The 25,716-nt window shown below is 62.4% G+C and carries 23 protein-coding genes and 1 tRNA gene; 11 read left to right on the plus strand and 13 right to left on the minus strand.

Features of this window, described 5'->3' with window-relative positions; translation table 11 throughout:
* Window positions 1-13: 13 nt before the first annotated feature.
* The 4 genes from Thiofri_RS05580 to Thiofri_RS05595 all read right to left on the minus strand — a co-directional run bounded on the left by Thiofri_RS05580 (window position 14) and on the right by Thiofri_RS05595 (window position 1,623).
* On the minus strand, window positions 14-451 hold the full coding sequence (locus Thiofri_RS05580; protein ID WP_009150729.1) for a type II toxin-antitoxin system VapC family toxin: 438 nt from the start codon (window positions 449-451) through the stop codon (window positions 14-16).
* A complete protein-coding gene (locus Thiofri_RS05585) occupies window positions 435-680 on the minus strand; it encodes an AbrB/MazE/SpoVT family DNA-binding domain-containing protein (protein WP_009150730.1) in 246 nt (81 codons plus the stop codon). The genes Thiofri_RS05580 and Thiofri_RS05585 overlap by 17 nt, the downstream gene beginning before the upstream one ends.
* A 409-nt stretch (window positions 681-1,089) precedes the next feature.
* Complete coding sequence (locus Thiofri_RS05590) at window positions 1,090-1,353, minus strand: Txe/YoeB family addiction module toxin (protein WP_009150731.1); 264 nt, start codon at window positions 1,351-1,353, stop codon at window positions 1,090-1,092.
* Between the two features lie 3 nt (window positions 1,354-1,356).
* Window positions 1,357-1,623, minus strand: a complete 267-nt coding sequence (locus Thiofri_RS05595; RefSeq protein ID WP_009150732.1) for a type II toxin-antitoxin system Phd/YefM family antitoxin — start codon at window positions 1,621-1,623, stop codon at window positions 1,357-1,359.
* A gap of 220 nt (window positions 1,624-1,843) precedes the next feature.
* Here Thiofri_RS05595 and Thiofri_RS05600 point away from each other — a divergent pair, with 220 nt between their 5' ends.
* Complete coding sequence (locus Thiofri_RS05600) at window positions 1,844-2,149, plus strand: type II toxin-antitoxin system Phd/YefM family antitoxin (protein WP_009150733.1); 306 nt, start codon at window positions 1,844-1,846, stop codon at window positions 2,147-2,149.
* A gap of 53 nt (window positions 2,150-2,202) precedes the next feature.
* Here the strand turns inward: Thiofri_RS05600 and Thiofri_RS05605 are convergent, their stop codons facing one another.
* The 3 genes from Thiofri_RS05605 to Thiofri_RS05615 form a co-directional block, all read right to left on the minus strand.
* Entirely contained in the window at window positions 2,203-5,460 is a 3,258-nt protein-coding gene (locus tag Thiofri_RS05605; protein WP_009150734.1) for an efflux RND transporter permease subunit, read from the minus strand.
* Window positions 5,453-6,586: an efflux RND transporter periplasmic adaptor subunit gene (locus Thiofri_RS05610; protein WP_009150735.1), complete on the minus strand. Its 1,134-nt coding sequence runs from the start codon at window positions 6,584-6,586 to the stop codon at window positions 5,453-5,455. Before Thiofri_RS05610 ends, Thiofri_RS05605 begins: the two co-directional genes overlap by 8 nt.
* 259 nt (window positions 6,587-6,845) lie before the next feature.
* Window positions 6,846-7,157 (minus strand): hypothetical protein, encoded by a 312-nt coding sequence (locus tag Thiofri_RS05615; RefSeq protein WP_009150736.1) that lies wholly within the window; start codon window positions 7,155-7,157, stop codon window positions 6,846-6,848.
* A gap of 259 nt (window positions 7,158-7,416) precedes the next feature.
* Between Thiofri_RS05615 and Thiofri_RS05620 the strand changes: the two genes are divergently transcribed.
* The 3 genes from Thiofri_RS05620 (at window position 7,417) to Thiofri_RS05630 (ending at window position 10,180) form a co-directional block, all read left to right on the plus strand.
* Window positions 7,417-8,799: an HD domain-containing phosphohydrolase gene (locus tag Thiofri_RS05620; protein WP_009150737.1), complete on the plus strand. Its 1,383-nt coding sequence runs from the start codon at window positions 7,417-7,419 to the stop codon at window positions 8,797-8,799.
* 166 nt (window positions 8,800-8,965) lie between these two features.
* Window positions 8,966-9,934, plus strand: coding sequence for a polyprenyl synthetase family protein (locus Thiofri_RS05625; RefSeq protein WP_009150738.1), 969 nt, complete (start codon window positions 8,966-8,968; stop codon window positions 9,932-9,934).
* A gap of 169 nt (window positions 9,935-10,103) precedes the next feature.
* A tRNA-Pro gene (locus Thiofri_RS05630) sits at window positions 10,104-10,180 on the plus strand.
* A gap of 691 nt (window positions 10,181-10,871) precedes the next feature.
* Here Thiofri_RS05630 and Thiofri_RS05635 read toward each other — a convergent pair.
* From Thiofri_RS05635 to pnuC, 5 genes are all read right to left on the minus strand, one after another.
* Window positions 10,872-11,381, minus strand: coding sequence for a preprotein translocase subunit SecB (locus Thiofri_RS05635; protein ID WP_009150739.1), 510 nt, complete (start codon window positions 11,379-11,381; stop codon window positions 10,872-10,874).
* Complete coding sequence (locus Thiofri_RS05640) at window positions 11,378-11,941, minus strand: type II toxin-antitoxin system MqsA family antitoxin (RefSeq protein ID WP_009150740.1); 564 nt, start codon at window positions 11,939-11,941, stop codon at window positions 11,378-11,380. Before Thiofri_RS05640 ends, Thiofri_RS05635 begins: the two co-directional genes overlap by 4 nt.
* A gap of 7 nt (window positions 11,942-11,948) precedes the next feature.
* Window positions 11,949-12,386 carry a hypothetical protein gene (locus Thiofri_RS05645; RefSeq protein WP_009150741.1) on the minus strand — a complete coding sequence of 146 codons (438 nt, stop codon included), beginning with the start codon at window positions 12,384-12,386 and terminating at the stop codon, window positions 11,949-11,951.
* Window positions 12,387-12,972: 586 nt separating this feature from the next.
* Window positions 12,973-13,959 (minus strand): AAA family ATPase, encoded by a 987-nt coding sequence (locus tag Thiofri_RS05650; protein WP_009150742.1) that lies wholly within the window; start codon window positions 13,957-13,959, stop codon window positions 12,973-12,975.
* Window positions 13,956-14,537 (minus strand): nicotinamide riboside transporter PnuC, encoded by a 582-nt coding sequence (gene pnuC / locus Thiofri_RS05655; protein WP_009150743.1) that lies wholly within the window; start codon window positions 14,535-14,537, stop codon window positions 13,956-13,958. The genes Thiofri_RS05650 and pnuC overlap by 4 nt, the downstream gene beginning before the upstream one ends.
* A 134-nt stretch (window positions 14,538-14,671) precedes the next feature.
* Between pnuC and Thiofri_RS05660 the strand changes: the two genes are divergently transcribed.
* Genes Thiofri_RS05660 through Thiofri_RS05680 form a run of 5 tightly spaced genes read left to right on the plus strand, consistent with a single transcriptional unit; the run spans window position 14,672 to window position 21,060 of the window.
* Window positions 14,672-16,261: an AAA family ATPase gene (locus Thiofri_RS05660; RefSeq protein WP_009150744.1), complete on the plus strand. Its 1,590-nt coding sequence runs from the start codon at window positions 14,672-14,674 to the stop codon at window positions 16,259-16,261.
* A complete protein-coding gene (locus Thiofri_RS05665) occupies window positions 16,258-17,289 on the plus strand; it encodes a hypothetical protein (RefSeq protein WP_009150745.1) in 1,032 nt (343 codons plus the stop codon). The genes Thiofri_RS05660 and Thiofri_RS05665 overlap by 4 nt, the downstream gene beginning before the upstream one ends.
* The gene (locus Thiofri_RS05670) at window positions 17,289-19,052 is read left to right on the plus strand and encodes a hypothetical protein (RefSeq protein ID WP_009150746.1); all 1,764 of its coding nucleotides are present in this window, start codon (window positions 17,289-17,291) and stop codon (window positions 19,050-19,052) included. The genes Thiofri_RS05665 and Thiofri_RS05670 overlap by 1 nt, the downstream gene beginning before the upstream one ends.
* A complete protein-coding gene (locus Thiofri_RS05675) occupies window positions 19,049-19,651 on the plus strand; it encodes a hypothetical protein (RefSeq protein WP_009150747.1) in 603 nt (200 codons plus the stop codon). The genes Thiofri_RS05670 and Thiofri_RS05675 overlap by 4 nt, the downstream gene beginning before the upstream one ends.
* Window positions 19,652-19,653: 2 nt before the next feature.
* Window positions 19,654-21,060, plus strand: a complete 1,407-nt coding sequence (locus Thiofri_RS05680; protein WP_009150748.1) for an AMP-binding protein — start codon at window positions 19,654-19,656, stop codon at window positions 21,058-21,060.
* Between the two features lie 78 nt (window positions 21,061-21,138).
* Here the strand turns inward: Thiofri_RS05680 and Thiofri_RS05685 are convergent, their stop codons facing one another.
* On the minus strand, window positions 21,139-22,707 hold the full coding sequence (locus Thiofri_RS05685) for a long-chain-fatty-acid--CoA ligase (protein ID WP_009150749.1): 1,569 nt from the start codon (window positions 22,705-22,707) through the stop codon (window positions 21,139-21,141).
* Window positions 22,708-22,771: 64 nt separating this feature from the next.
* On the opposite strand from Thiofri_RS05685, the gene Thiofri_RS05690 reads away from it, so the two are divergent.
* Both Thiofri_RS05690 and Thiofri_RS05695 read left to right on the plus strand, forming a co-directional pair.
* A complete protein-coding gene (locus Thiofri_RS05690) occupies window positions 22,772-24,664 on the plus strand; it encodes a chorismate-binding protein (RefSeq protein WP_009150750.1) in 1,893 nt (630 codons plus the stop codon).
* Window positions 24,665-24,700: 36 nt separating this feature from the next.
* Window positions 24,701-25,558 (plus strand): NAD(+)--dinitrogen-reductase ADP-D-ribosyltransferase, encoded by an 858-nt coding sequence (locus tag Thiofri_RS05695; RefSeq protein ID WP_009150751.1) that lies wholly within the window; start codon window positions 24,701-24,703, stop codon window positions 25,556-25,558.
* The last annotated feature ends 158 nt before the right edge of the window (window positions 25,559-25,716 follow it).

Raw genomic sequence — 25,716 nt, forward strand, 5'->3', positions numbered from 1 at the left:
TTGCTGTCTTGTCTTAGCTGCCTCTGCGCGCCGAACCCTCAGAGCATTGCGGCAGCCAGTCCTCAAGGCGCAGCTCAGATACGCGCTTGAACTCGCCGGTATTGTTGGTTACCAGCACCGCGTCTTCCGCCACCGCATGGGCAGCGATCAACAGGTCCATATTGCCGATCGGAGTTCCCGAGCGTTGCAGATGCACGCGAAGGCTTGCATAACAGCGCGCTGCAGCTTCGGACCAGGGGAGCACCCGTAACCGCCGGCGGAAATCCTCAATGTCTTCGAGAATCGCCTCACTTCGAGTGGGGTGAAGCTCCGCGCCAAAGCGCATCTCGGCGAGTACGATGACCGAGATGGCAAGATTTTGGTCTCCAACTTGTTCAAACCGCTCTTTGACGGATGCTGGCCGACGCCGGATCACAAAGCTGCAAGTGTTGGTGTCAAGCATCCATATCATGGAAACAATCCCGATCCTGTGGTGGCTCTTGACCCCGATCCGCCAGGAAGTCTTCGGGAGTTTTGCTTGGCTTGGCGAAAAAGTCATCCCAGCCTTTGGGCTTTTCGCGCAATACCAAAGCATCGCCGATGCGTTCGATGAAGACTTCGTTACCCTTCATGCGGAACTCAGCTGGCAGGCGAACAGCCTGGCTGCGGCCATTCATAAAGAGCTTGGCAGTAGCGGTCATCGAAATAATCTCCCAGGATGCAGTGGGTCAATGGTATATATCAAAAGTATAGACCAGCGCCAACGGGTGCGCGGTGCTGCCAGAGACAAGTGACGCGTGCCGGCTTTCTCGTCAGGACGGTTTGGAGTTACCGGGGAAATATTCCGAGAAATAGCGATCAGGCGAAACCCAGCAACGGTTCAAGAATTACCGATACAGGTAGGTTGGGCAAAGCGAAGCGTGCCCAACTTCAGCAGGCAAAGTTGTATCGCTAGTTTTTGAACCATTCCCCAGCGTCAATCGCGTCCTTCGCGATCACTGGCAGACGAATCAACCGCGAGGCAACCTGCTCGCGTTGTTGCGCGGCATAGCCGGAGTGGTCGTGGAATTTGACTCAGTGCTGCTCTGAAACCAGAAAACTTCATGCGCCTCAGTTCCCGTAATGAAACCGACAGGCGAGGATCACCAGTGTCGAGTCGGTCGCCCGATAGACCAGCCGGTGGCTCTCGTCGATGCGGCGGGACCAATAGCCCGAAAGGTTGCCACGCAACGGTTCTGGCTTGCCAAGACCGGCGAATGGCTCGCGGGCAGCATCCTCAATCAGTGCGTTGATCCGTTTGAGTGTCTTGCGATCCTGACTTTGCCAGTACAGATAGGCGTCCCAGGCATCGGGCACGAACTCGATAGTCCGCACGATTCAGTCACCATCCGCCTCGAGCAGCGTGCGCGGTTGCGCTTGACCGGCGCGATCCTGTTCGATGGCGTGCGCCAGCGCCCGGGCATTGGCGGGCGTCGAGAGCAGATGCAGGGTTTCCATCAGGCTGTTGTAGTGTGCCAGTGACATGACCACCGCATCGCCTTCAGCGTCGCGGCGGCTGATAATGGTGACATCGACATCGCGCACCACGGTATCCAGCACGGTTTTCAAGGCATTGCGCGCATGGGAATAGGTGATGACGTTCATGACCACTCCGATCTGTACAAATTATTGATCAAGTGTAGCATCACCCATGACGATCCGCACCTTAGCCGAAAGGCTTTTGAGCTCGTTCTGCCCGAATGTCGCCCGGTTCGGTCTTTAGGTAAACTCTCAGCCTCCCGGGCAGCAAAGAATAAGGGAGCCCTCTGCACGGGCGAGCTGCGCGAAAAAGGGCTTGGGCATTGACCAATGGAGGAAACCAACCATGTCAACCATTTCGCTTCAGGAGGCTCGGGCGACGCTGCCGGGTCTCCTCCACCATTTGATGCCCGGCGAGGAGGTTAGGATCATCGAGAATGGTCGGATCCTTGGCCGCTTGTTGCCGGGTGAGGCGCCGTCTGTCAAGCAGCCTCGATCACTGGACTCAACGAAAGCATCCGACGCTGATATGGTGCCAGACTCCGGCGCCACAAACCGTCTGCGTCCGCCTCCTGGCCTTGGGAAGGGGTACATCACCATTGTCGCGGACGACGATGAATATCTCACCGATTTCGCGGACTATATGCCGTGAGGCTATTGCTGGATACTCGCGCGATGTATTGGTCCTTTAGGCCGTTTCTGTAGTCAACCCGTCGCGTTACGAATCCACTCCACCCGCTTGCGCATCGCGCCGTAGTAGACCACCGGGATCACCACCAGCGTGAGCAAGGTGGAGACGAACAGGCCGAACAGCAACGACACCGCGAGTCCGGAGAAAATGGGATCGCTGAGCAGGAACATGGCGCCGGCCATGGCGGAGATGGCGGTGAGCACGATGGGCTTGGCGCGCACTACCGCGGAGTTTACGACGGCTTCCTCGAACGGCATGCCATCGCGCACCGAGAGGTTGATGAAGTCAACGAGCAGGATGGAGTTGCGCACGATGATGCCGGCCAGGGCGATCATGCCGATCATGCTGGTGGCGGTGAACTGGGTGCCGAGCAGCGCATGTCCGGGCAGGATGCCGATGATGGTGAGCGGAATAGGCGCCATGATGATCAGTGGGACCAGGTAGCTGCGGAACTGGCCCACCACCAGGAGATAAATCAGCACCAGTCCGACGCCATAGGCGAGTCCCATGTCGCGGAAGGTCTCGTAGGTGATCTGCCATTCGCCATCCCATTTGATGCTGAATTCATAGGGATTTTCTGGTGCATGGGTGTACCACTGTGTCAGCCCCAGGGAGTCGGTCAGGGCGCTGGCGATGGTGAACATGCCGTAGAGCGGGCTGTCGGCGCGACCGGCCATGTCGCCGGTTACATAGACCACCGGTAGCAGGTCTTTGTGATAGGCGCTCGCGCTGCGCTCGGTGTCGAGCACCGTGACAATTTCCGACAGTGGCACCAGGTGGTCGTCCTGGGAGCGCACGCGCAGTGCCAGCACCTGGTCGAGATCGGCCTTATCGACCTCGGAATACTCGACGCGAATGGGCACCGCGTATTTCACATTGGCCCCGTGCAGGTAGCTCATGTCCTCGCCATCGAGCACCGTGGCCAGTGCCTCGGTGATGCTGCTCTGCGCCACTCCGAGCCGTGCGGCCTTGGCGCGATCAACCACCAGCACCAGCTTGTCGGCCGGGTATTCGACCGAGTCATCGACATCGACGATGTCTGTCGTGCCCTCAAATTGCGCGCGCACCTGACGTGCGATCTCGATCTGTCCCGGGTATTCGATCCCATAGACCTCGGCGACCAGGGGCGCGAGCACCGGCGGGCCGGGCGGGATCTCGACGATCTTGGCGTTGCCGCCTAAGCCCAGCGCGATCTCTTGCAGGGGTTCGCGCACCGCGAGCGCGATCTCATGACTGGCGCGCTCGCGATGCTCTTTATCCGTCAGATTGACCTGAATATCGCCTAGGTGCGCGCCCTCGCGCAGATAGTACTGGCGCACCAGACCATTGAAGTTAATGGGCGCCGCCGTGCCGGTGTAGACCTGATAATCGGTCACCTCGGGGACGCTTTCCAGATACTCGCCCATGGCGCCAAGCACCCGCGCGGTCTGCTCCAGACTGGTGCCCTCGGGCATATCGAGCACCACCTGAAATTCGCTCTTGTTATCAAAGGGGAGCATTTTCAGAATCACCGCCTGGCTGACCACCAGAGACAGCGACAAGCCAATGAGCACCAGAATGCCACCGAGCAACAGCCAGCGGTTGCGCTTGCCCTTGCCGCCGAGCAGAAAGGGGCTGATCAGTCGGTTGAACAGCCGTTGCAAGCGACTGTCTGGTCCTGTCTCGCTCGGGTGTTCCTGGTCGTTTGTGGGCAGTGCGCCAGAGGCGGTCGCGAACTTGGGCGCGAGGATCTTATAAGTCAGCCAGGGCGTGAACACAAAGGCCACCACCTGGGAAATCAACATGCCAATGGACGCATTGATGGGGATGGGGGTCATGTAGGGCCCCATCAGGCCGCTGACGAAGGCCATGGGCAGCAGGGCGGCAATGACCGTGAAGGTGGCCAGAATGGTGGGATTGCCGACCTCATCGACCGCGCGCGGGATGGCTTCGAGCAGCTTTTTCCCTCCCATGGCCAGATGGCGGTGGATGTTTTCCACCACCACGATGGCATCGTCGACCAAAATTCCGATGGAAAAAATCAGCGCGAACAGCGACACCCGGTTGAGCGTGAAGCCCCAGGCCCAGGAGGCGAAGAGCGTCAGCGACAGGGTGACAATGACCGCAGCTCCGACAATCAGCCCCTCACGCCAGCCCAGCGCGAGCATCACCAGAGCGACCACTGAGAGTGTCGCAAAGATCAATTCATGGATCAGCCGACTGGCCTTGGCATCGGCGGTGTCGCCATAGTCGCGGGTGATCAGCACCTCGACGCCTTCGGGGATGAAGGTGCCCTGCAGTTGCTCGAAGCGCTCGGTGACCGCCTCGGCGATCTGCACGGCATTGGTGCCCGCCTGCTTGGCCAGGGCGATGGTCACCGCCGGCGTGGTGCCGGCCAGTTCCAGGTCGCGGCTCGCGGCATCCGGCCCGGCACCAAGCCACACATAGACGTCCGGGAAGGCCGGGCCACGCTCCACCTTGGCGACATCGCGCAAATAGACCGGGCGTCCCTCATGCAGGCCCACCACCAGATCGGCAATCTGCTCGGGGGAGGTCAGAAAGGTGCCGGCCTGGACTTCGATCTCGCGATTGTCGGCGGTCACGGTGATGTCGTCGCGAATCAGATTATTGGCTTGAAGCGCGCGGCGCAGATCGCTTAAGTCAATCCCAAAGCCGGTGAGCGCCTGGGGATCGAGCAGCACATGCACGATCTGATCCGGCGCGCCAAGCGTGTAGATATCCCGGGTGCCTGGCACGCGCTTGAGTTCCTGCTCAATGGCATGGGCGACCTTGCCGAGTTCAAAGGCGCCAATATCAGGGTTCTGTGACCACAGGGTCGCGGTCACAATGGGCACATCGTCGATTCCCTTGGGCTTGACGATGGGCGAGCCGACGCCCAGATTGGGCGGCAGCCAGTCCTCATTAGCAAACACCTTGCTGAACAGGCGCACAATGGCCTGGGTGCGGTCCTCGCCCACCTCGAACTGCACCGTGATCACCGCCATGCCGGGGCGCGAGACCGAATAGACGTGCTTGATGCCTTTAATCTCCGAGAGCACCTGTTCGGCCGGTCCGGCCACCAAGTGCTCCACCTCGCTGACCGAGGCACCAGGGAAGGGAATAAACACATCGGCGAAGGTCACATTGATCTGCGGTTCTTCCTCGCGCGGAGTGACCAGGATGGCGAAGAGTCCCAGCAGCAGACCAACCAGCGCCAACAGCGGGGTGATTTCGGTATTCTGAAAGCGGGCGGCGATGCGCCCGGACAGGCCGAGTTGCTCGGTGTCAGCCATGGTCCTCGCTCCTAGCCGCAGCCCGCGCCGCTGACTGATCCTTTAATGCCACCCCGGCGGCGATGGGATCGAGCGCCACTTGCTCGCCTTCGGTCAGGCCCGAGAGCACCCGCAGCGACCCATTGAGCCGACGCCCGACGCGAATCAGCCGGAAGCCGATGCGCCCCTTGTCATCCACCACATAGGTGCCGGTGACCTCGGAGCGATAGACCACGGCCTCGACGGGGATGGTCAGTTCGGTATCCTCGCCAGTCACAAAGACGGTCTTCACGAACATGCCGGGGAAGAGCCCCGGATGGTCGCCGGCCAGCGCCACTCGCACCTCAAAGCTGTTGGAGCCGGCCTCAGCGAAGGGGAACACCGTGATAGCGCCGGTCTCGACCGGCTTGCCATCGGGCGCGAACACCCGCACCGCGCCCTGCTCGCGCACCGCCGGAATGACGCTTTGCGGCACATCGACACTGACCCGCAGCTTCTCCAGCGAGACGCCTGTCATGACCGGCTTGCCGGGACTGACCATTTCGCCGACCTCGACGAAGCGTTCGTTGACGATGCCGGAGTAAGGCGCCTTGATCAGAGTGTAGCCGAGCTGCTCCTGGGCTTGCTCCAGTGCGGCCTGGGTGGCCTCAAGTCTGGCCTGTGCACTTTTTAGCTCGGCAGCGGCCTTGTCCATCTCCGAGTCGGAGGCGGTTTTCTTTTGATACAAGCCCTTCACGCGCCTGTGCTCTTCGCGTGCCTGCTCCAGCTGGGCCACGGCGGCTTTCATCTCCGCCGCCGCCTGAGCGACCCGAGCGCGGTGCTCGGTGTCGCGCAGCCGGGCGATGACTGAGCCGCGCTCGACGAAATCGTCCACGTCGTAGAACATCTCCTCGACCAGTCCCTGGGTCTGAGCGGAGACCGTGGTGCGGTTGACCGCCTCCACCACGCCGTCGAGCCGGTATTCGCGCTCAACCTCGTGGTAGCTCACAGGGGCGGTTTCCAGCCCGGCGCCCCTGGCATCCACGCCGGTTGTATCCGCGCCGGTTGCTTTTGCGCCGCTTTCATCATCGCCGGCGATCGCGACGCCGGCCAGAACGGTCAGCGTCAGCACGCCGACCCCGTGGAAAATCGTCTTGACAATTCGCATGATGGCTTGCCTGCTTAGAACATTAGATTTTTCTAATATACGGTGATAGCCCGTCTTGTTCAAGGCGCTATACCGAAACCCCTAGAGATTTCAGCTTGTTCTGGGCCGGGTGACGGCCACGGGGGACGCCGTGAATACATCCCCATTTTCATCCAAGGAGGCTGCTTCCCGGCGGCGTCCTGCCGCCGAGACCCCCGTGGCCGTCACCCGACCCAAAACCAATTTGCGATCGGTATATCTGCTCTCACCCAAAAGCACATCAGGCCAAGATGCCATCGTGCGGGTCGCTGCGATTGCTTTGAAGCAGGCGCTCGAAGTGCGCCGGATCGGTTTTGATCAAAGCCACATAGTCATCGAGCAGATGCATCCAATCCGGTCCGCCATGGACGCGAAATTGCGCCAGGGCCACCAGCAGCAACTTGGCAGCCGCGCGCAACTCGCGCTGATCACCGTCGCCATAGTGTTCGACCAGTTCGCGATACAGCGTCTCAACGCGCTCGATTGGCGAGGCGGCAGGTGACGCAGGAGATGTCGGATCGGTCAAGCGTGATGTCAGGTCAGAGAATTTCATGAGCGGAGAGTCTCCGGTGTGGGGCTTGGCAACTCGGACGGGGCTGATCGTGAACGGGGTCTGGCGGGCGCGGCCATGAGAACGAGGGTCTGGTTTCGAGCGCATCCGGCAAAGTAATCTGCTGCTTTGGTCACGTTTTCCATTGCGAAAAGTCAGCGGTCAGGGTGGTCGATAGACTATCCTTTAAAGCGACGGGTGCGCAGAAAAGATCATCGCAAATCAACATTCTCCCATTCCCCAGCTATCTCTCCATTATCCAATGCCCCCAGCCATTGCCGCAGCCGGCTCAAAGCCCACCCATTCCGACCCGGCCATCTCGCGCCAGGCGCTGGTCGAACAACTCCGCACCTGGGAGTCCATTGTCAGCCGTTTGCCTGAAGCTGTCTGCATTACCGATGGTCGTGGCATCATTGAGTATGTCAACGCCGCTTTCGAGCAGCTTTTTGGCTACCCCGCAGCCGATCTCCTTGACGGCAACCTCGGCGTGCTAGACCTGCCCGAGAGCCATGATACTGATACTTGCGCGCTGCCTGGGTTTGACCACAAAGGCAGTTTGCCACCGCGCGACACAGTCGAAAGCTGGCAAGGCGACGTGGTCGCCCGGCATCGCGACGGACAGGCCATTCCGGTGCGTGTCAGCACCCTGCCGCGCCGCACAGAGACTGATCATGCCCAAGGCTTTGTCAGCATTTTTGTTGATATTAGCGAAACCAAACGCCGCGAACGCCAGCTTGACGAAATTATCCATCGCAACCCCGATGCGATTCTGATCACCGACGACAGCGGTTGCGTGCGTTTTGCCAACCCGGCCGCGCAGCGGCTGCTTGCGCGTGACGGGCGCGAACTCGAAGACTTCCCGCTCGGACTTACCTCGCAGAGTGGCGGTGGTGAAATCGACGTGCAACGGCCCTCGGGCGAATTGGTGCCGGTGGAGCTGCATGCGATGGAAACCACCTGGGAAAACCAGCGCGCCCATGTGCTCACCCTGCGCGATCTGACCGACCGCCATTTGGCCGAACAGGAAAAACTTGCCAGCGCTGAGCGCATCCGCACCGCCCTAGTTCAGACCATCGAGGCCATCTCGCGCACGGTCGAGACCCGCGACCCTTACACCGCCGGTCATCAACGCCGCGTCGCGACACTCGGCCGTGAGATGGCGCTAGCCTTGGGGCTGGACCAGCACATGGTCGATGGCGTCTACATGGGCGGCACTATCCATGACATCGGCAAGCTTTACATCCCGGCAGAAATCCTCAATCGGCCAGGCAAGCTCAACGACGCGGAGTTTATGCTGATTAAAACCCACTGCTCCGTTGGACGCGACATTATTGCCGGCATCGAATTTCCCTGGCCGCTGGCGGAAATGATCCACCAGCATCACGAGCGCATCGACGGCACCGGCTATCCGCGTGGGCTGCGCGGGGAGGAGATTCTGCTCCAGGCGCGCATCCTGTCCATTGCCGATGTGGTCGATGCAATGAGTTCCAGGCGTCCCTATCGCGAAGCCATGGGGCTGGATGCCGCATTGAAAGAAATTGCCCGCGGCGCCGGCACCATCTACGATCCAGAGGCCGCAGACGTCTGCATCCAGCTTTTTAAGAGCCATGGACTGCGCCTTGAGGACCTGGAACCGGCCACCTGAACCCCTTGTGATTAGGGCCTGAATCAGGGCCTGAATCACAGTTGGCGCCCCATCGCCGGTCAATCGATCGGTTCATCAGACCAGGTTGGGCGTCGCGTTTGCTTGACAGTGGCGACGCCCGCACCTAGCATCCCTCGGGTTATTTGCCACCAGCCCCTAAGCCTCAATGGATCTTTCCAGTATTCGGGCTCCCGTAAGGGAGGACCTTGCCGCCGTCGATGCACTCATTTTGCGTCGCCTGCAATCCGACGTGGTGCTGATCAACCAGATTGGCCATTACATCGTTGGCAGCGGCGGCAAACGCCTGCGCCCACTCATCGTCCTGCTTGCCGCACGCGCCTGCGGTTATCAGAGTGACCGCCACATCGACATGGCGGCCATTGTCGAATTCATCCACACCGCTACCCTGCTGCACGACGACGTGGTCGACGGCTCCGAACTGCGCCGCAACCGCGAAACCGCCAACGCCGTCTGGGGCAATGAGGCCAGCGTGCTGGTGGGGGATTTTCTCTACTCGCGGGCCTTCGAGATGATGGTCGACGTCGGGCATATGCGCGTCATGGATGTGCTTGCCCACGCCACTAACCGCATCTCCGAAGGCGAAGTCCTGCAACTGCTGAACGCCCATGACCCGGACACCACCGAGGCCCGTTACATGGAAGTCATCCAGCGCAAGACCGCCACCCTGTTCGAGGCCGGCGCACGCCTAGGTGCCGTGCTGGCCGATACTGCAAGCGAGACCGAAGGCGCCCTTGCCGCTTATGGCCTGCATCTGGGCATTGCCTTCCAACTGGTCGACGACGCACTCGACTACGGCTCCGATCAGGAAACCATCGGCAAAAATATCGGCGACGACCTCGCCGAGGGCAAACCCACGCTGCCCGTCATTCGTGCCATGGAAGTCGGCAGCGAAGACCAGCGCAACATCCTGCGCCAAGCCATCGAAACCGGCGGTCGTGAGCAAATCGACCAGGTCGGCGCGGCCATTGTCGCAACCCAGGCACTGGAGTATACTGCCGCGCTTGCGCAAAGCCACGCGCAGTCCGCCCGCGACGCGCTTGCCGTCTTGCCGGAGAGCGACTTCCGCCAATCGCTGCTGACCACAGCGGACTTTGCCGTCGGCCGGACCTATTAAGCCGGACTTGATTGACCCAATCAGCCGCGCACCAGTCAGCTGTGCATGAGCATCGCCAAAAGCAGCACCTATAGCATCGCCAAAAGCAGCACCTATAGCATCGCCAACAGCATCGCCAACAGCGTCGCCAATAGCATGACAAGCCGCGCGGTTTTCGGATATCTACCATCGGGGTGTAGCTCAGCCTGGTAGAGCACTGCCTTCGGGAGGCAGGGGCCGGAGGTTCGAATCCTCTCACCCCGACCAATATTCTCAGAGACATACAGGAACGGCCTTGAGCCGGTTTTTTGTTGGGGTCGCACCGGGGTCACTAATTTTTCGGAACCCTGGGTGAATCGGCAGTGCTTGCCAGCCTTGCCGCGCGATGGTTATGTGAAACCGGAAGAGCGCCAGCCTGACAGTCGATCAAAGCTTGGATTGGTGTCGGTGAGCCAAGCGTGACGCTAAGCCATCACAGCGAGATCGACCAGCCCGAAGTCTGAGTCTGGGTCTTCAATCTGCTCTAGCGTCTCACCGCCATCTGTCACAACCGCGAGCCAGTCCCACAGGTTCGGGGCGTTGTCGATGTAGTCGAGTCATTCCTGCAAGCTGCTGGGTGGCATTGTCAGAATGCCCTTGTCATAGAGAATGCCACCAGTGCGGCTTGCTGCCTTGTCCGGGTCATCATCCTCGAGCTTCGCCAGGTGCTCTAGTAGCAGGACCGCCCGGCTGCCCGCCGGACAAGCAGGGAGCTTGGCGCATACCTGGCGTTAGTTAGTTGCCCGCTCACAGCCCCCTTGAGGGGGATGGGGGTGATCCGAGCCGGGTGCCAGTAAGGCGTCGTTTGCCTTTCTGGTGCCGGGCGGGACCAATGTCAGCAACAACACGAGCGATAGCTGGTGTTGCACAACGCCTCATGCGCAGGTGGCTCGGATAGCAGCGCAGTTTGACCGAGCCGCTATTTCTGCGCGATCTGCTCGTCAGAATCCAGGTGCTCTGTCTGTTGGCGACGATCATGCGCGAACTGAACGGTGGGTAGAATCAATCTCGGCAGGTGCATCCGGGCACACTGGTTACTCAACAGCTCTCGCCAGTAAGGCCAAATATGGTAACTGGCGTTCTTGAGGGAGAATTCATCGATACAAGACTGCTCCAGCGTAGCAGTCATCTGATATTCGGCAATAAACTCGGCCTCTATCACCGCTCTTACGGCTAGCTCTTCGTTTTTTTTCTCTGGATCGATCCAACGCGCTCCCAGCCGAACAAACACTCGCAACAACTGGCTTTCGTCATCCAGGGCAGCCACGCTAGCCCGTTTAACCACGTGCATTTGCTGGATGCTCAGGCGCTCAATCTCCGCCGAATACTTGGGGTCGAAATCTCCGATACAACTGGCAACCTGATCACGGACATAAACGTCCTGAATGTTCAGGTTGTCGATGGCCTTCTGTAAGCCGGTGCTGATCATGCTGCGTCCCTATATCTCACCTGCTGATCATTACTCGGTGTAGAGCTGGATACCAAACGCAGTGATCTGGCTTCGGTCGGGCGACGCGGCTCCGCCAGCCAGCTTTCAGCCTGCTGCCATTGCTCGCCAGCTAGTGCACGCTCAATGCCGGCCCGACGGCACAATAGACCGAAGGCAGAAGGAAGCTCAGCCGCCAAACGCAGCAGCTTGTCCATGGCCTCGGTCTGGGCCACGTCATCACTTTCATACTTGGAGAAGGCCACCGGGCCACCACCGAAGACCTGTGCGGCCTCCGCCTGGCTCAGTCCCAGCTTCTCCCTGAGCGCCCGCACTTCGGCACCGATCAGCAAGCCGTCCACCCGCTTTTTGAAAGCGATCATCAGGCGTTTGTTGACGCGGGTCTGGGCGGCGTCTGCCTGCTCGCTACCGCAGGCATCACAGAGAGAGAAATGAAGACCCAATTCTGTCGTCTGGCCTATATATTCCAAGGGATTCGTCCTGACTTCAGGGTGCAGGTTTCCTTCACCACAGATCGGGCACAGATTGCTTGAATCGCTCATCGTTCCTCTACCTTCTGTCTTCCCAGGGGTGGCAAGAAACCACCAACAGCAGTTTCCCCGTCTTGGCTATCGCGAACTTGATGTAATAACCTATGCCCATCTCCTTGCGGGCATTGGCAATCCATTCGCGCCGAACCAGTGAGTAGGCATCGCAGGCCGCCCAAGGACCGTTCGGGTGCTGAACGCACCACTCGGCGCCCCGAAAACGTCCTGACTGCAAGGCAATTTGTAGCAGTTCGCACAAGTCATCCGTATCCAGCGACCACTTTTGCATGTCTCTCTGGCACTTATTGGTCCAAGCGCGAACTGCCTGAGCACCCAGACCCGTCAGCAACGCCTGCACCTCAGCGACCGGATAGAGCGGACCACCGGCAATCTTGCGACATACCCCCTCGTCCAGAGGGGGATCGCCGGTGAATCGGCTGACGATTGTCTTATTTACCATTATGGTAAGTAAATCCTGATTTTTCGAGGGCTAGGCCGATAAAATTTTCTTATCGCTGCCTACAGTCTCCCCTCCTTGGACGCCTGGTCGAGGACGGCGGGGAAAATGGCGTCAAACTCGGTTTGCGTGTCGGTTCTGCGCACGAAAGGGTGACGGCGAGATATGCAAGTTATTGAATCAAATTTGATTGCCGAAATCCCCGGGTAGATGTAACTGGCATCGCTATCACTCCGTGGTTCTGGTGTCTTGTTAGGCTGCCAGCGCCGATAGGCCGCAACGCCTGTTGGACGGTTCAGATCGCCGTTCGCTTCGCTCAGACGATTTAACCTTATTCGATATGTTGATCGCAAACTAATGGTTTTCGGTTGGGTCGCGGCCACGGGGGTCACGGCGGCAAGGATGCCCCCGTGAAGCCTCCCCAGCTGTTATTCCATGAGGAAGGATTTACGGCGTGCCGCGTGGCCGTTACCCGGCCTAGAACGAGCCGAAATCTCAAAGGGTTTTGGTATAGAAATGCCACCTAGCGGAGACGCGCCTCGTCTCCTCAAGCTCACCGGCCATTGCACCTAAACGAGTCATCTTGATCTCAGCATGATTCGACGAAGCGGGCCAGTTCCTGGTCGACCGGCGCCATCCGCTGCTCGAGCGGACCGTGCAAGGCCAGGTAGGGGAGCTTGCGCAGCGCCAGGTCGGTTTTGACCTGGGCTTGCATCTCGCGACGATTGGCCGGGCCGGAGCGATCCCAGGTGTCGGCGTAGGCAATGTCGTCCTCGCACAGGAAGATCAGGTCGTAGCGCTGGGCGCATTCCGCAACCAGTTGGTCTAGTCGCGGCAGCGCCCTGCCGTGGTAGTAGCGGGCGAAGTGCCGCGTGGTGGATGCGTCGGTGTCGACGAACAGAAAGCGGTTGGCCTGCTCGGCCAGGCGGTCCTCCCGCTGGCGGTGCCCTTCGGCGATCTCCACCAATTGCGTCGGGCTCAGGCGGCGCTGGCGCTGGTGTGCTTCCCAGTATTCTCGGCCATATTCTGGCATCCAGCAGGTGTGATGGCGCGCGGCCAGGGCCGCAGCCAGGGTGCTTTTGCCGGTGCTAGGGGCGCCGAGAAACACCACGCGGGTGATCAAGTCGCGATAAACCAGGGGTTCCAGGAATTCACGGTGTTGGTAGGGGGCGGCGCGGATTGCGGTGGCCGAGATGGGCACGCGGGTGCGTTCCGGGTCGATGCGACGGTCGATTGCGCCGAGGGCGCAGCTGACGTGTTTGCCATAGAACTCACTGGAGTAGAAGGCATCGACTCGGCGCTCGCCGAGCTGACCGAGGATGTAGGTTTCGTGCTGGCGCCGGATTTCGGGCGCATTGCTGACTTGCATGGGCCCGTCCCAGGCCTCGATGACCTCGACCTGGGGGTACAGGGCGCGAATCCACCCGGCCCGCACCGGCAGGGGAACCTTGGTGACGTCGGGGGCGTGGTAGATCATGGCCAGCACCCGGTCGTTTTCCGCCAAGGCGGTCTCGATGAGCAGTTGGTGGCCCCGGTGCAAGGGCGCGAACTTGCCCAGTAGCAGCCCGGTACTCATGCCGGTTGCGGCACCGCCTGCCGCTCGCGCTGGGATCTGTGCCAGGCGAGCAGTCCAAAAACAGCCATCACAAGAAAGGTTGCGTAGAGACCGGCGGTCAAGTAAAGGTCCTTGTGCCAATAGATGGCGATGGCGGCCAGGTCGACGGTAATCCAGAACAGCCAGGACTCCAGCTTCTTGCGCGCCAGCAGCCACTGCGCCACCAGGCTCGCCACCGTGGTGAAGGCGTCGGCGTAGGGCAAGGCGGCATCGGTCTGGGTCGCCATCAGGTGGCCCCAGAGCAGGCTGGCGACGATCACCAGCAGGGGCCAAGCGAACCGGCTGCCGCCCTGGAGCCGGCTGACCGCAAGCGCGCTGCGCTCCCGGCTGCCATGTAGCCACCAGTACCAACCGTAAAGCTGCATGACCACGTAGATGCCATGCAGCAGCATGTCCGAGTAAAGCTTGATCTGGTAAAAGATGAACAGGTACAGCACCACCTGCACCAACCCGGCAGGCCAGCACCAGATGTTCTGGCGAATGGTCAGCCAGACGCAGAGAAAGCCAAAGACGACCGCCGTTGCCTCAATGCCCGTCATGAATTTAGGCTCATGATTTTCGGTTCATGATGTTAGGTTTCAGTTCGCCAAGAATGCCAATGGACGCAAATTGGATCGACACGCGCCACGGGCAAATTGTGCCATAGTTGCGAGAGTCCTCCTGGAGACCGCTCATGCGCCAACGCGACCGCTACGCCAAGATTTCCCAGTCGCCCACCCGGCCAGCCGCCGAGCGACCGCAGCACGATTTCGACGTCGCTGACCTCTACCGCGGCCCGGTCGCCAGCAGCGAGCCGGCAACGGCTCAGGCCGATGAGCAGCCGCTCGACGAGAAATTGCGCCAGGCCTATTTCTGGATCGTCAATCACGCCATCATCTCGCCCTTCTACGACATCGAGTACAACGACGCGCCCCCAATGCGCTTCGACTTCGGCGACCGTAAGGTGGCGATCAATTTGCCTACCGACCAGAGTTACTCAAGTTACGCCCTGGCGCCGCTTTTGAACCTGGCGGTGCGGCGGCGCTGCCTGCTGGTGGGCGGGCCCGGTCGCGGCAAGACCGCCATCGCTATCCTGATGGGCGTGCTGGCCGGCTACAACTTGCACGAGATCCGCCGCGCCATCCAGCACGGCCAACCGCAGATGACCATCGCCGATCTGCTCGGCAACCCGCTGCCGGCGACTCTTATCAACGCCCAATCCATGGACGAGGTCAAGATCGCCTGGCGCCGCTGGCTGTCGATGCGGGTCAAAATCATCGACGAGTACAACCGCATTCCCACCCGCACTCAGTCGGCCCTGCTCACCACCATGGCCGACAACTACGCCGAACTGTACGACCAAGTCTACGAGTGCCCGCCGGCGGCCTGGTACCTAACCGCCAACGACGACGCTGGCGGCGGCACCTACCAGGTCATTGAGGCCCTGCGCGACCGCATCGACATTGTCGTCAAGGCGCTGCACTTCAACACGCGCTTTCTCAACGAGTTGCTGCTGCGCATTGAGGACGGCATCCAGCCCGAGCAGGTGGTGCCGGCGCAGATCATCTTCAGCCCCGAGGAACTCGACCGGCTCGAGCGCGAGATCCTGGCGGTGGAGTTCCCGGCCCTGCTGCGCCGCCGGCTGGAGTTCTTCGCCAGTCACTTCGAGTTCTTTGAGCCCGCCGCCAACCAGTTCGAGTACATGACCAAGGACACGGTCAAGCTCTCAGGTATCGAGTTTAGCGCCTTGAACACCGAGGAGACCGGCAAGAGCGCCCAGGTCGAGTTGGGTAGTCAGTCCCTGAACGGCTTTTCCGTGCGGGCGCTGATGACCTGCATTCACTTTATCAAGGCGATGGCCTACTTTCGCGGCGATCACGCGGTGAGCTTCGAGGACATGCGCCAGATGATCCCCTTTGTCATGCACGACAAGCTGACCCAAAACCCGGATGCCCCTGCCTTCGAGCAAGACGGCCAGACCACCCTGCGTGTCGACCGGATCAGCTGGATTCGTGGCCTGTTTGACCGCTCCTGCCAGGAGTTCGACCGGCTCGGTCTCGAGCGGGACGACCCGGTGGCCGAGCTGGAGGCTGAGTTCGAGCGCGGCCTCGACGGGCTGACGGCGGCCGAGGTGCGCAAGCGCCTGGCCCGCATCGAGGGTGTGCTGCGCGACTGGACCAGAGGGCGCAAGCTTTACGGTCACATGTATGACGACATCCTCAAGCTTAAGTACCTGCATCAGCGCTACAGCAACTACCTGGGTTGGCTGAAGTGGCAGAAATGACGGCACTGGCCGAGGCCCTGCTGCGCCGGCGGGACGACTACAACCAGCGGTTTCTGCGCGCCCGGTACCTGCAGCGGCGGCTGGCGCCGGATGATTTCCAGGATGTGTTGCGCCGCTATGCCGCCCCGGTCGCCGAAGGGCTGGCCGAGAGGACCAGCAGCGATGCCGAGCTGGACACCATCGTTTCGGCTCTGTACGACCTCTGCCTGCAACTGACCGCTCAGGACCTGCTCGGCTCCCGTGCCCGTGTGCCCGTGCTTGCAGAGCTGTTCGACGAGCTGCTTCCCTGTCTGGCCGGTCTGATCGCCGAGCAACCCGAGCGGGTCTTGGTCGCGCTCTGCAATGCTGCCTACAACCTGGCGCTGGAACCGGCGGCGGACCCGCGCTGCTGGATTGCCCGGCTGGTGGCGCTGGCACCGCGCCTGGCCTCGGTGGACGCCCTGCTGCTGGCCGGCCAGGTCGCTGCCTGGCGCTGCGGCATGGCCCACTACCGCGAGAGTGCCTTGCAGGCGGCTCGCCAGCTGGAACCTGACCTGCTGGCCGCCTTGGTCGATCAGCCTCAGATTCAGAACGAGCCCCAGAGCGAGGCCCAGAATGAGAAAGCGGCCGAACGCCTGCTGGCCGCTCTGTCCGATCCCTGGTTTGATCCCGCCGCTCGTGTCGGCGAAAAACGTCTGCAGCGAGTCGGTCGGGTCGGCGGTTTCGTCGGCTTCGACGGCCCCTTCATCGAACCTCCCGAAGTGACCCGCTTCGGTGAGCGCATCTATGCGCTGGACAGCCAGCAGGCCTGGCTGCTGTTCGCCGACCGCTTTGGTCAAGTGCTGAAAGGGCAGGGCAGCGATCTGCCCGCCGGCGCACCGGACGATTCGACCCACTTCGACATTGATACTGACGGCAGGGTCAGTTGCGGTAAGCACCGCGCCCGCTTTCCGGAACTGGCCGGCTGGCGCTCGGCGGCCTCCACCGAGCACAGCCTGGTGGTGACTCTGCCGCACAGTCACTATCTGTTTCTGGTGGCGTTGCGCTGATGCCGGGACGGGGTCGCCATCGTGCCGCTGACCTGCTGCCCGCCTGGCAGCAGGCCTGGCCCGCCGCGCTGGCGGCCTGGAGCCGCTTCACCCGACTGCCGGAACCGCGCTTCCTGCTCGATGAGGCGGCCGAGCAGGCCGAAGGGCTCAGTGGCAGCTTTGCCATGATCCGCCTCAACGACCACGCCGTGCTGGTCAGCTTGCGCCAGGTTGCCGAGCTGGGGCTCGAGCGGTTCGCCCGCGAGGTGCTGGCCCACGAAGTCGGCCACCATGTGCTGGCGCCGGCTGATCTGGCCGACAACGGCCGCCTGCTGGCACGCTTGCGTGCTGCGCTGCCGGGGCTGCAAGAGCACGCCGCTTTCGTCGGCAACCTCTGCACCGATCTTTTGATCAACGACCGCTTGGCTCGCAGCGCCGAACTAGACTTGGCCGGTCTCTATCAGGCCCTTAAGCCCAAGGACAAACCGGGCAAGCTGTGGAGCCTGTACATGCGCATCTACGAGCAGCTCTGGTCGTTGCCGAGCGGTACCCTGACCCAGGGCCGGCTCGACCCGGCCCTGCGCGCCGATGCTGCCCTTGGCGCCCGCCTCGTGCGGGTCTATGCCCGCGACTGGCTGAACGGCGCCGGCCGCTTCGCCTCGCTGCTCTACCCCTATCTGGCGACAGAGCAGGCCGAGATGCAAAACGGCTTTGGCAATCTGCTCGACGCCACCGACGCCGGTAGCGGCGAGGTGGTGCCCGACGGCTTGGCCGAGATCGACGAGGCCGAGGTGACCGGCAGCCTCGATCCTCGCAACGACCCCGAGTTGTCCGGTGTCGATCAGCCTGGCGATGCTGCCGAACCCGGTGCATCGAGCGGGCGCGAGACTGTCGGCGGGCGCAAGCAGCGCTACCGTGGTCCGTTGGACTACACCGAGCTGATGGAAGCGGCCGGGGTCAAGGTTCCGCGCAAGGAACTGATCATGCGCTACTACCGCGAACTTGCGCGCCGCCACCTGATCCCCTTTCCGAGCCGCCGGGTCGAGCAGGCCAGCGACCCGCTACCGGAGGGGCTCGACCCCTGGGATCCGGGCGAGCCCCTGGCCGCCGTCGACTGGCTCGAGTCGATGATCCGCAGCCCCCAGGTGTTGCCCGGCCTGACCACCCTGCAGCGCAGCTACGGCAGCTCACCCGGGGCCGAGCCGGAGCCTGTCCCCCTCGATCTCTACCTGGGCATCGACTGCTCCGGTTCCATGGCCAATCCGGAGCGGCAACTTTCTTATCCGGTGTTGGCGGGCGCCGTCGTTGCCCTGTCCGCGCTGCGCGCCGGCGCCCGGGTCATGGCCTGTCTGTCCGGCGAGCCTGGCAAGTTCGACCAGACCGACGGCTTTGTGCGCAGCGAGGCTGAGGTGCTGAAACTGCTGACCGGCTACCTGGGCACCGGCTATGCTTTCGGCATCGGGCGTTTGCAGGCATCGATCCTGGATCAACCGCCGCCGAAGCGACCGGTGCACTTGCTGGTCATCAGCGATGCCGACCTGTTTCGGATGCTCGATGGCCATCCCAACGGCTGGCAGGTGGCCGAGCAGGCCGCGCTCAAGGCCGGTGGCGGCGCCACTGCCGTGCTCAATCTGCCCTACCAATACAACCGCGAGGAGAACAGCGCCATGGTCCGGCTGGAAGGCATTGGTTGGCAGGTCCACCAGGTCTCCAGCCAGGAGCAACTGGTCAGCTTCGCCCGCACCTTCGCTCGGGCCACCTACCACCGGAAGGGCAGGCCATGAGCCCCGATAGGATGAAAGCCCCCCTGCTGGACGGTTTGACGCGACGGCTGGCAGAGACCCCGACGGTGTTCCTGGCTGAGCCGCGCATCGGCCGGCGCGGCCAGCTTGAGGTCGCCGCTCTGGTCACCGACCTGCTGCTCGCGCTCGGCGGCGACCTGCTGACACCAACACAAGCCGCCGCCTATACCCCAAAGGACAAGGGTGAGCGCAACCGCGCCCGCCTGGTCGCGATCTGCTGCTGGCTGCTGCATGCTGAGTGCTTTCGGCAGCGGTCCGAACTGGCGGCCCCTATCGCGACGCTGCTCCAGTCGGGGCTGGACGAATTGGCCGCGCTGATCGATGCCGGGCGCTTCGTCAGCGACCCGGAGCGGCGCGAGGAACTGGTGCGGCGGGTGCTGTCCCAGCTCGACCTGCGTCCGGCCGGGGAGTCCGAACACCAGGCCGCCGACCGCCTTAGCGCGCTCGACAGTGTCGAACGCGAGCGGGTCCTGCGCGATACCCGTGCTCGTCTGGAAGCGGAGCGGGTGCGCAAGCTGAAGAAACAAATGCAAGCGCGGCAGGCTCGTGAGGCCGCCGCCAAGGCCAACCGGGAGTGGTAGCCATGGACGCCGAATTCGCCGCCCGCCAGGTACGCAACCCACTGCTCGACGCCGCCGGCTGGCAGATGTTTCGCTGTCTGCACGAGCACCCACAGGCACCGCACTGGAACTACCAGGTCGGCGATCGCCTGCAGGCCGAGGACTTGCCGGCACTGCACGCCTATCGCCAACGGATTGCGCGGGATCGGCCGCGCTGGCAGCCCGGTCCGCCCGACTGGCTGCTGACCTGGATCGAGCGGCTGCGGCCTCAGGTGCCGCTGTGGCGCGAGCGCCTGCCGGCGGGCTTTGACCTGCGCCGCGATTGGGTGCATATCCCGACGACCTGCCGCGAGGACATCGCCAGCCGCATCGAGCATCTGGTGCCTCAGGATGCCGAGCTTTCGCGACTGATCGTCTACGAGACCAACGGCACCAGCACCGGCCATGCCCTCGACGTGCCCAATCATCCGGCGGCGGTGGCGCTGAACCACCCGCTGCTAGAGTTCGCCCTGGCCCGGCATGGCGTACGGCCCCAGTTCGATGCCCAGCACGTCGCCTGCGTTAATGTCGGTGCCGAGGCGCGCACCGTCACCTTCGCCACTGTCTTTGCCGCCTGGAATAACGCAGGGTTCGCCAAGATCAACCTGCACGAGGCGAGCTGGACCCGCGACCAGGCAAGCCGCTTCTTTGCCGAGGTCCAGCCCGAGTTCCTGACCGGCGATCCGGTGGCTTTCGCCGCCTACGCCGACTGGGCTATCGACTACCAGCCCAAGGCCTTCGTCTCCACCGCCACCTGCCTGTCCGAAAAGCTCAGGCAGGAGCTGCATGCGCGCTACGGCTGCCCGGTCATCGATTTCTACTCCACCACCGAGACCGGCCCCATCGCCTATGCTGGGCCCGCTGATGACGGCCTCGGCGGCGACGGCTTCAGCCAGTTGCCGCCGGACCTCTACCTAGAGGTGCTCGACCCGGACGGCGACCCGGCGCCCACGGGTGAACTCGGTGAGATTAGCGTCAGCGGCGGTCGCAATCCCTACTTGCCGCTGCTGCGCTACCGCACCGGTGATTACGCCCGGCTCGAGCCCGCAGGCAACCCAGATGATCCGGCGCCGCGCCTGCTCGATCTGCACGCGCGCCAGCCTGTGCTGTTCCGCGCTTTGAGCGGCGCGCCGGTGCATCCCCTAGACATCGCCTACGTGCTCCGCACTCAGGCATGGGTTCAGCACGAACTGCTGCAACGGCCCGACGGCTCCCTGCGCCTGACCATCCGACCGGGCCTGGCGACTCGCATCGACCGGCCGACGTTGTACGCAGGTTTCGAGGCCCTGTTCGGCAAGCAGCCGCTGGAGATCATTGAAGATCCAGAGCTGGGCGGCGACCGCCCCGGCGGCAAGGTGTTGGCCTATCGCTCCGAAATGTCACCGGTTTGATCGAGTGAACCTTGCAGACTTAGCCGATAGGAGTCGGTCGCTTGCCGGCCCCATTTTCTTGACAACAGAACTGGCTCATCAGGTCATCACTCCCCGCTCGTGCTCGCCGCTGCGGCGTAGTTCGCGTTTGAGGATTTTGCCGGCGGCGTTTTTTGGCAAGGCGTCAAGTTGCTCGAAGCGTCGAGGGAGTTCATGGCGACCGAGTTGGGAGCGACACCAGTCCTTGAGCGCGCTGAGGTCGAGCTTGGTTTGCTCCGGTGCGGCCGTGACATAAGCGACCGGGATCTCACCGTGCAAGGGGTGTGGTTCGCCGACGACGGCGGCTTCGGCCACTCCGGGGTGGCGGATCAGAACTTCTTCGATGATGCGCGGATAGACGTTCATCCCATTGGTAATGATCAGATCCTTGATGCGGTCGACCAGGAAAAACCAGCCGTCACTGTCGCGCCAGCCAAGATCGCCAGTGCGGAACCAGTCGCCGTGGAAGCTGGCTCTAGTCTCCTCGGGTAGCTTCCAATAGCCGCGCATCACGCTCGGGCCGCGCACGCAGACCTCCCCATGCTCGCCCTGCGCTTGCCAGTTCCCGTCAGGGTCGGCGATACGCATCTCCACTCCCGGCAGGGGTGGCCCGACGGAGCGCGGCTTGCGCGGTCCAGCCGGTGGGTTGACGCAGGTGACCGGGCCGCATTCGGTGGGACCGTCACCTTCGAGGATGGGCACCGAAAAGCGCGCCTCGAATGCCTGCATGACCGCCTCGGGCATGGCAGCGCCGCCGGAGATGCACAGTCGCACCGACCTCCAGCGCGCGGTCTGGCTGTCGTCGAGGCGCAGCAGCACAGCGTAAAGGCTGGGCACGCCAAGGAAGATGGTTGCGCGATGGTTGCCGATGGCTTCGGTGATCAGAGCTGGATCGAAGCGCGGCACCGGAATGAGTGCCGCCCCGGCGAGCAAGGGTGTGAGGATGCCGACGGTGGCGGCGAAGGCATGGAACATGGGCAAAACGACCAGGAAGCGGTCGCCGCTCTGGCCGCCGCTATCCCCGGGGCGGACTTCGAGCACCTCGGCCACCGCCCTGGCATTGGCGGCCAGGTTGGCGTGGGTCAGCACGGCGCCCTTGGGCCGGCCAGTGGTGCCAGAGGTGTAAAGGATCACGGCTGGAGCCTGTTCGGGATCAATGCTCAGCGCCGGCGGCTCTGATTTGCTGGCCAGATCATCCAGTCGGCAATCAATCAAGTCGGAGGGTACCGCGCCGATGCCAATGCGCAACGCCACGCCCGGCAACTCGGCCAAGGCTGCGGTGGATTGCTCGGCAAAGGCGGCATGAAAACAGAGTGCTTTGACACCGGCGTCCTTGAGCGCGAAGGCAATGGCGGTTGGTGGCAGCAGCAGGTTGATGGGCACTGCACAGGCGCCGGCCTTGAGAATGCCGAGATAACAGCAGACGAAGTCGGCATCGTTTGGGCAATAGAGCCCGACACGCTCACCAGGCACAATGCCGTGCGCGGCCAGGCCGGCGGCGATGCCGTCGCTGGCGATGTCGAGGTCCGCGTAGGTCCAGGTTTTCTCGTCGGTGAGAATAGCCGGGGTCGCAGCGTAGCGGCTGGCTGTCAGGCGGAAGCCTTGGGGTAGGGATTGAAGCGCTGTCATGGGATGATGGGATGTTCGTTGTCGGGAGAGACGCAAGAAACCCGATTGTCGCAATATCCGCTCAATGGCCCAAGCTTTGACTGCCGTGCTGTCCGATTCCCAATTCCAGTCCCATCCCCAACCACCGTGCGCACTGATCCATGATCCCGATTCTGCCGGCTGGCTGCAGCTGCAAGACCCGGCCTGGGTGTTGCGCACGGACGAGCCGAGTCAGGTCCGCGCGCTGCTGACCGAGGGACTCAACCGGCCCGAGACCCCGGCAAGCCTCTGCTGCCTGGCTTATGAAGCCGGCGCGGCCTTCGATCCCTGTTTGTGCGGCCAGGAAAGTGGCACCCAGCCCTTGCTGTGGATGGCGGGTTTTCAGACGCTGACCCGCTTGGAGAGCGACAGGCTGTTGGCCGAGGGTGACTCCAGTGGCGACGCCGAGCCGCGCGATCCGCTCTTTGGTCCCTGGCAGCCGGAGATGAGCGAACAGGACTACGCCCGCGCCTTCGCGGCGGTCAAGGCGCATCTGGCTGCCGGGAATGCCTACCAGATCAACCTGACCCAGCGCTATCGCGCCCAACTGCTCGAGCCAGCGAGTCACGCTGGCCTGCGCCGGCTGTTTATTCGGCTCGCCGCACGGCATCGCAGCCCCCATGCGGCGTTCATCGATACCGGCGATTTTGCGCTGCTCTCCCTGAGCCCGGAAACCTTCTTTGAACGCGACCAGCATCGGGTGCGCTGCCGCCCGATGAAGGGCACCGCCGCGCGCGGCGAGACCGAGGCAGCCGACCGCCAGGCCGCGCGATACTTGCAGACCTCCGAGAAGGAACGCGCCGAAAACCGCATGATCGTCGATATGGTGCGCAACGACCTCGGGCGCGTCGCCCGCATCGGTCGGGTGCGGGTCCCCAGGCTGTTCGCGCTCGAGCACTACCCAACGGTGCACCAGATGATCAGCGAGGTCACGGCCGAGACCGATGTCCCGGACGCTGCGCTGCTGGCCGCGCTTTTTCCATCAGCCTCCATCACCGGCGCGCCCAAGGTGGCGGCCACCGCCATCATCGCCGAACTCGAAGCCTCTCCGCGCGGCTTCTACACCGGCACCATTGGCACCCGACTGGCAACCGGTCGCGCCTTTTGGAGTGTGGCGATCCGCACGCTGGTGGTCCATCGCCGCTCAGGCATGGCCGAATATGGCAGTGGCGGCGGCATCGTCTGGGACAGCCAGATGGACCGAGAATTGGCCGAGCTGCGACTGAAAGCCTGCCTGCTTGCCGATACCGCTGCGCGCTTCGAGCTGCTTGAGACCCTGCTGCTCCAATCTGATGGCCGTGTGTTTCTTGAAAACCGGCATCTTCAGCGGTTGCATGCCAGCGCTCAGGTGTTTGGCTTTCCCTGCGACCAGGCCCTCATCAAGCATCGCCTGGAGGCAGCCGTGGATGCCACCCGGCAGGAAACACCCGAGGCACGCATCCTCAGGCTGGTTCTAACCTCTACGGGCGCGGTCTCTGTCTCAGTCAGCGCGCTGCGCGAACGTCCAATGCCCAAGCCGCTGCGGGTGCGCCTGGCCGAACGGCCAATTGACTCGCGCGATATTCTGCTGCGCCACAAAACCACTGACCGCCGCGTCTATCAGCTGGCCGCCGGTCAGACTCCCAGCACGGGCGAAGAGGTGTTTTTGTTCAACGAGCGCCATGAGCTGACCGAAGGCACCTTCACCAACATCGTCCTTGAACTGGACGGATGCTGGTACACCCCGCCCGTTTCAGCCGGTCTGCTGCCCGGCTGCTACCGGGCTGAACTGCTCGCCACCGGCCGGATCAGCGAACGGACGCTGACGCCGGCTGACCTCGAACGGGCCAGCTCGGTCTGGGCGATCAACTCGGTGCGCGGCATGATGCCCTGCCTGATCGCGACATCCTCGTCTCCTGGCAAGGGTTTTCGCCAACAGTCGGGCAAAAACCCGTTATGATTGCAGGTTTTGTTGCAACCTGGAGAACCCCCGCTCTTGACTGAGGATGCGACAGCGCTGGACCCAGCCCAGAACGCGGCTCCGCGCTTGCCGGCAGAGACCCGGCTACCGATCAATCGCTGCAATCTGCCGGCAGACATTCTTGGCGGACTGACCTATCAGCGCCATCCCGTCCCGTTGCAGCTAGACGGGGTGCGGAATTTTCACCAGAGCCTGTTCGCGACTCTGGCCCCGCTCACCTGCCAAGATGAGCGGGCGAATTATTTTATTGACTACATGACGGTGCATTTCTGCCTGGAGGATCTGGAAGAGGCAGGCTTCACCCCGGGTCCGCGCAAAAAATATCGCTGTAACGCCAATTATCTGCGCATGGTGCGCGGTTGGTCGTTCGACTCCGACGGGCGCGAAGGCGCGGTACTCAAACACTGGGTAGAAACGCGTTTCGGGCTGCTGGCGCGCCATCATGGTGGGCCGCTCGACGGGCGCGACAGCGATGCCTACCACGCCTATCTGGTGCAAGGCAGCCGCGGGCTCTATGCCACCAACGCACTCGAGGCCCAGCTTGACCTGCTCTACACCTATTGCCAGTACGAGCTGGAACTGGCACATCCTGGCCAGTCGCATCTCAAGCTCTATCGCGGCATCAATCGCATCGACGAGCATGAAATTCTCGCCAGTCATCCCGGCCAGCGCTATCAGGTATTACTGAACAATCTCAACAGCTGCACCAGCGAGCGCGAACGCGCCGATGAGTTTGGCGACTACATTCTGGAAACCCAGGTACCGCTGCCCAAGATCTTCTTCTACAACCGCCTGCTACCCGGCATGCTCAAAGGCGAGGATGAATACGTGGTCGTTGGCGGCCTCTACGAGGTGGGCATCAGCACCTTCTGAGTGGGATATCTGTGGGTCATCAGCGGCTCAGCGATAATGGACTGGACTCGTATTTACGCCAATTACATGGTACCGACCACTTTCGGCCCTAGCGCAGGTCACCACTTGGTACTTTACCGACTACCTCGGGGTCGCCCTGCCGAGCACGCGCGAACGGA

This window comes from Thiorhodovibrio frisius, assembly GCF_033954835.1.
Classification (GTDB): Bacteria; Pseudomonadota; Gammaproteobacteria; order Chromatiales; family Chromatiaceae; genus Thiorhodovibrio; species Thiorhodovibrio frisius.

What these genes read in the sequence shown, in the direction of transcription:
- Thiofri_RS05600 (WP_009150733.1), top strand. Translation starts at nt 1,844, where the DNA reads ATGTCAACCATTTCGCTTCAGGAGGCTCGGGCGACGCTGCCGGGTCTC.
- Thiofri_RS05585 (WP_009150730.1), bottom strand. Translation starts at nt 680, where the DNA reads ATGACCGCTACTGCCAAGCTCTTTATGAATGGCCGCAGCCAGGCTGTT.
- Thiofri_RS05635 (WP_009150739.1), bottom strand. Translation starts at nt 11,381, where the DNA reads ATGATCAGCACCGGCTTACAGAAGGCCATCGACAACCTGAACATTCAG.
- Thiofri_RS05640 (WP_009150740.1), bottom strand. Translation starts at nt 11,941, where the DNA reads ATGAGCGATTCAAGCAATCTGTGCCCGATCTGTGGTGAAGGAAACCTG.
- Thiofri_RS05690 (WP_009150750.1), top strand. Translation starts at nt 22,772, where the DNA reads ATGGCCCAAGCTTTGACTGCCGTGCTGTCCGATTCCCAATTCCAGTCC.
- Thiofri_RS05580 (WP_009150729.1), bottom strand. Translation starts at nt 451, where the DNA reads ATGATATGGATGCTTGACACCAACACTTGCAGCTTTGTGATCCGGCGT.
- Thiofri_RS05660 (WP_009150744.1), top strand. Translation starts at nt 14,672, where the DNA reads ATGCGCCAACGCGACCGCTACGCCAAGATTTCCCAGTCGCCCACCCGG.
- Thiofri_RS05680 (WP_009150748.1), top strand. Translation starts at nt 19,654, where the DNA reads ATGGACGCCGAATTCGCCGCCCGCCAGGTACGCAACCCACTGCTCGAC.
- Thiofri_RS05670 (WP_009150746.1), top strand. Translation starts at nt 17,289, where the DNA reads ATGCCGGGACGGGGTCGCCATCGTGCCGCTGACCTGCTGCCCGCCTGG.
- pnuC (WP_009150743.1), bottom strand. Translation starts at nt 14,537, where the DNA reads ATGACGGGCATTGAGGCAACGGCGGTCGTCTTTGGCTTTCTCTGCGTC.
- Thiofri_RS05665 (WP_009150745.1), top strand. Translation starts at nt 16,258, where the DNA reads ATGACGGCACTGGCCGAGGCCCTGCTGCGCCGGCGGGACGACTACAAC.
- Thiofri_RS05650 (WP_009150742.1), bottom strand. Translation starts at nt 13,959, where the DNA reads ATGAGTACCGGGCTGCTACTGGGCAAGTTCGCGCCCTTGCACCGGGGC.
- Thiofri_RS05615 (WP_009150736.1), bottom strand. Translation starts at nt 7,157, where the DNA reads ATGAAATTCTCTGACCTGACATCACGCTTGACCGATCCGACATCTCCT.
- Thiofri_RS05675 (WP_009150747.1), top strand. Translation starts at nt 19,049, where the DNA reads ATGAGCCCCGATAGGATGAAAGCCCCCCTGCTGGACGGTTTGACGCGA.
- Thiofri_RS05595 (WP_009150732.1), bottom strand. Translation starts at nt 1,623, where the DNA reads ATGAACGTCATCACCTATTCCCATGCGCGCAATGCCTTGAAAACCGTG.
- Thiofri_RS05605 (WP_009150734.1), bottom strand. Translation starts at nt 5,460, where the DNA reads ATGGCTGACACCGAGCAACTCGGCCTGTCCGGGCGCATCGCCGCCCGC.
- Thiofri_RS05620 (WP_009150737.1), top strand. Translation starts at nt 7,417, where the DNA reads ATGCCCCCAGCCATTGCCGCAGCCGGCTCAAAGCCCACCCATTCCGAC.
- Thiofri_RS05645 (WP_009150741.1), bottom strand. Translation starts at nt 12,386, where the DNA reads ATGGTAAATAAGACAATCGTCAGCCGATTCACCGGCGATCCCCCTCTG.
- Thiofri_RS05625 (WP_009150738.1), top strand. Translation starts at nt 8,966, where the DNA reads ATGGATCTTTCCAGTATTCGGGCTCCCGTAAGGGAGGACCTTGCCGCC.
- Thiofri_RS05685 (WP_009150749.1), bottom strand. Translation starts at nt 22,707, where the DNA reads ATGACAGCGCTTCAATCCCTACCCCAAGGCTTCCGCCTGACAGCCAGC.
- Thiofri_RS05610 (WP_009150735.1), bottom strand. Translation starts at nt 6,586, where the DNA reads ATGCGAATTGTCAAGACGATTTTCCACGGGGTCGGCGTGCTGACGCTG.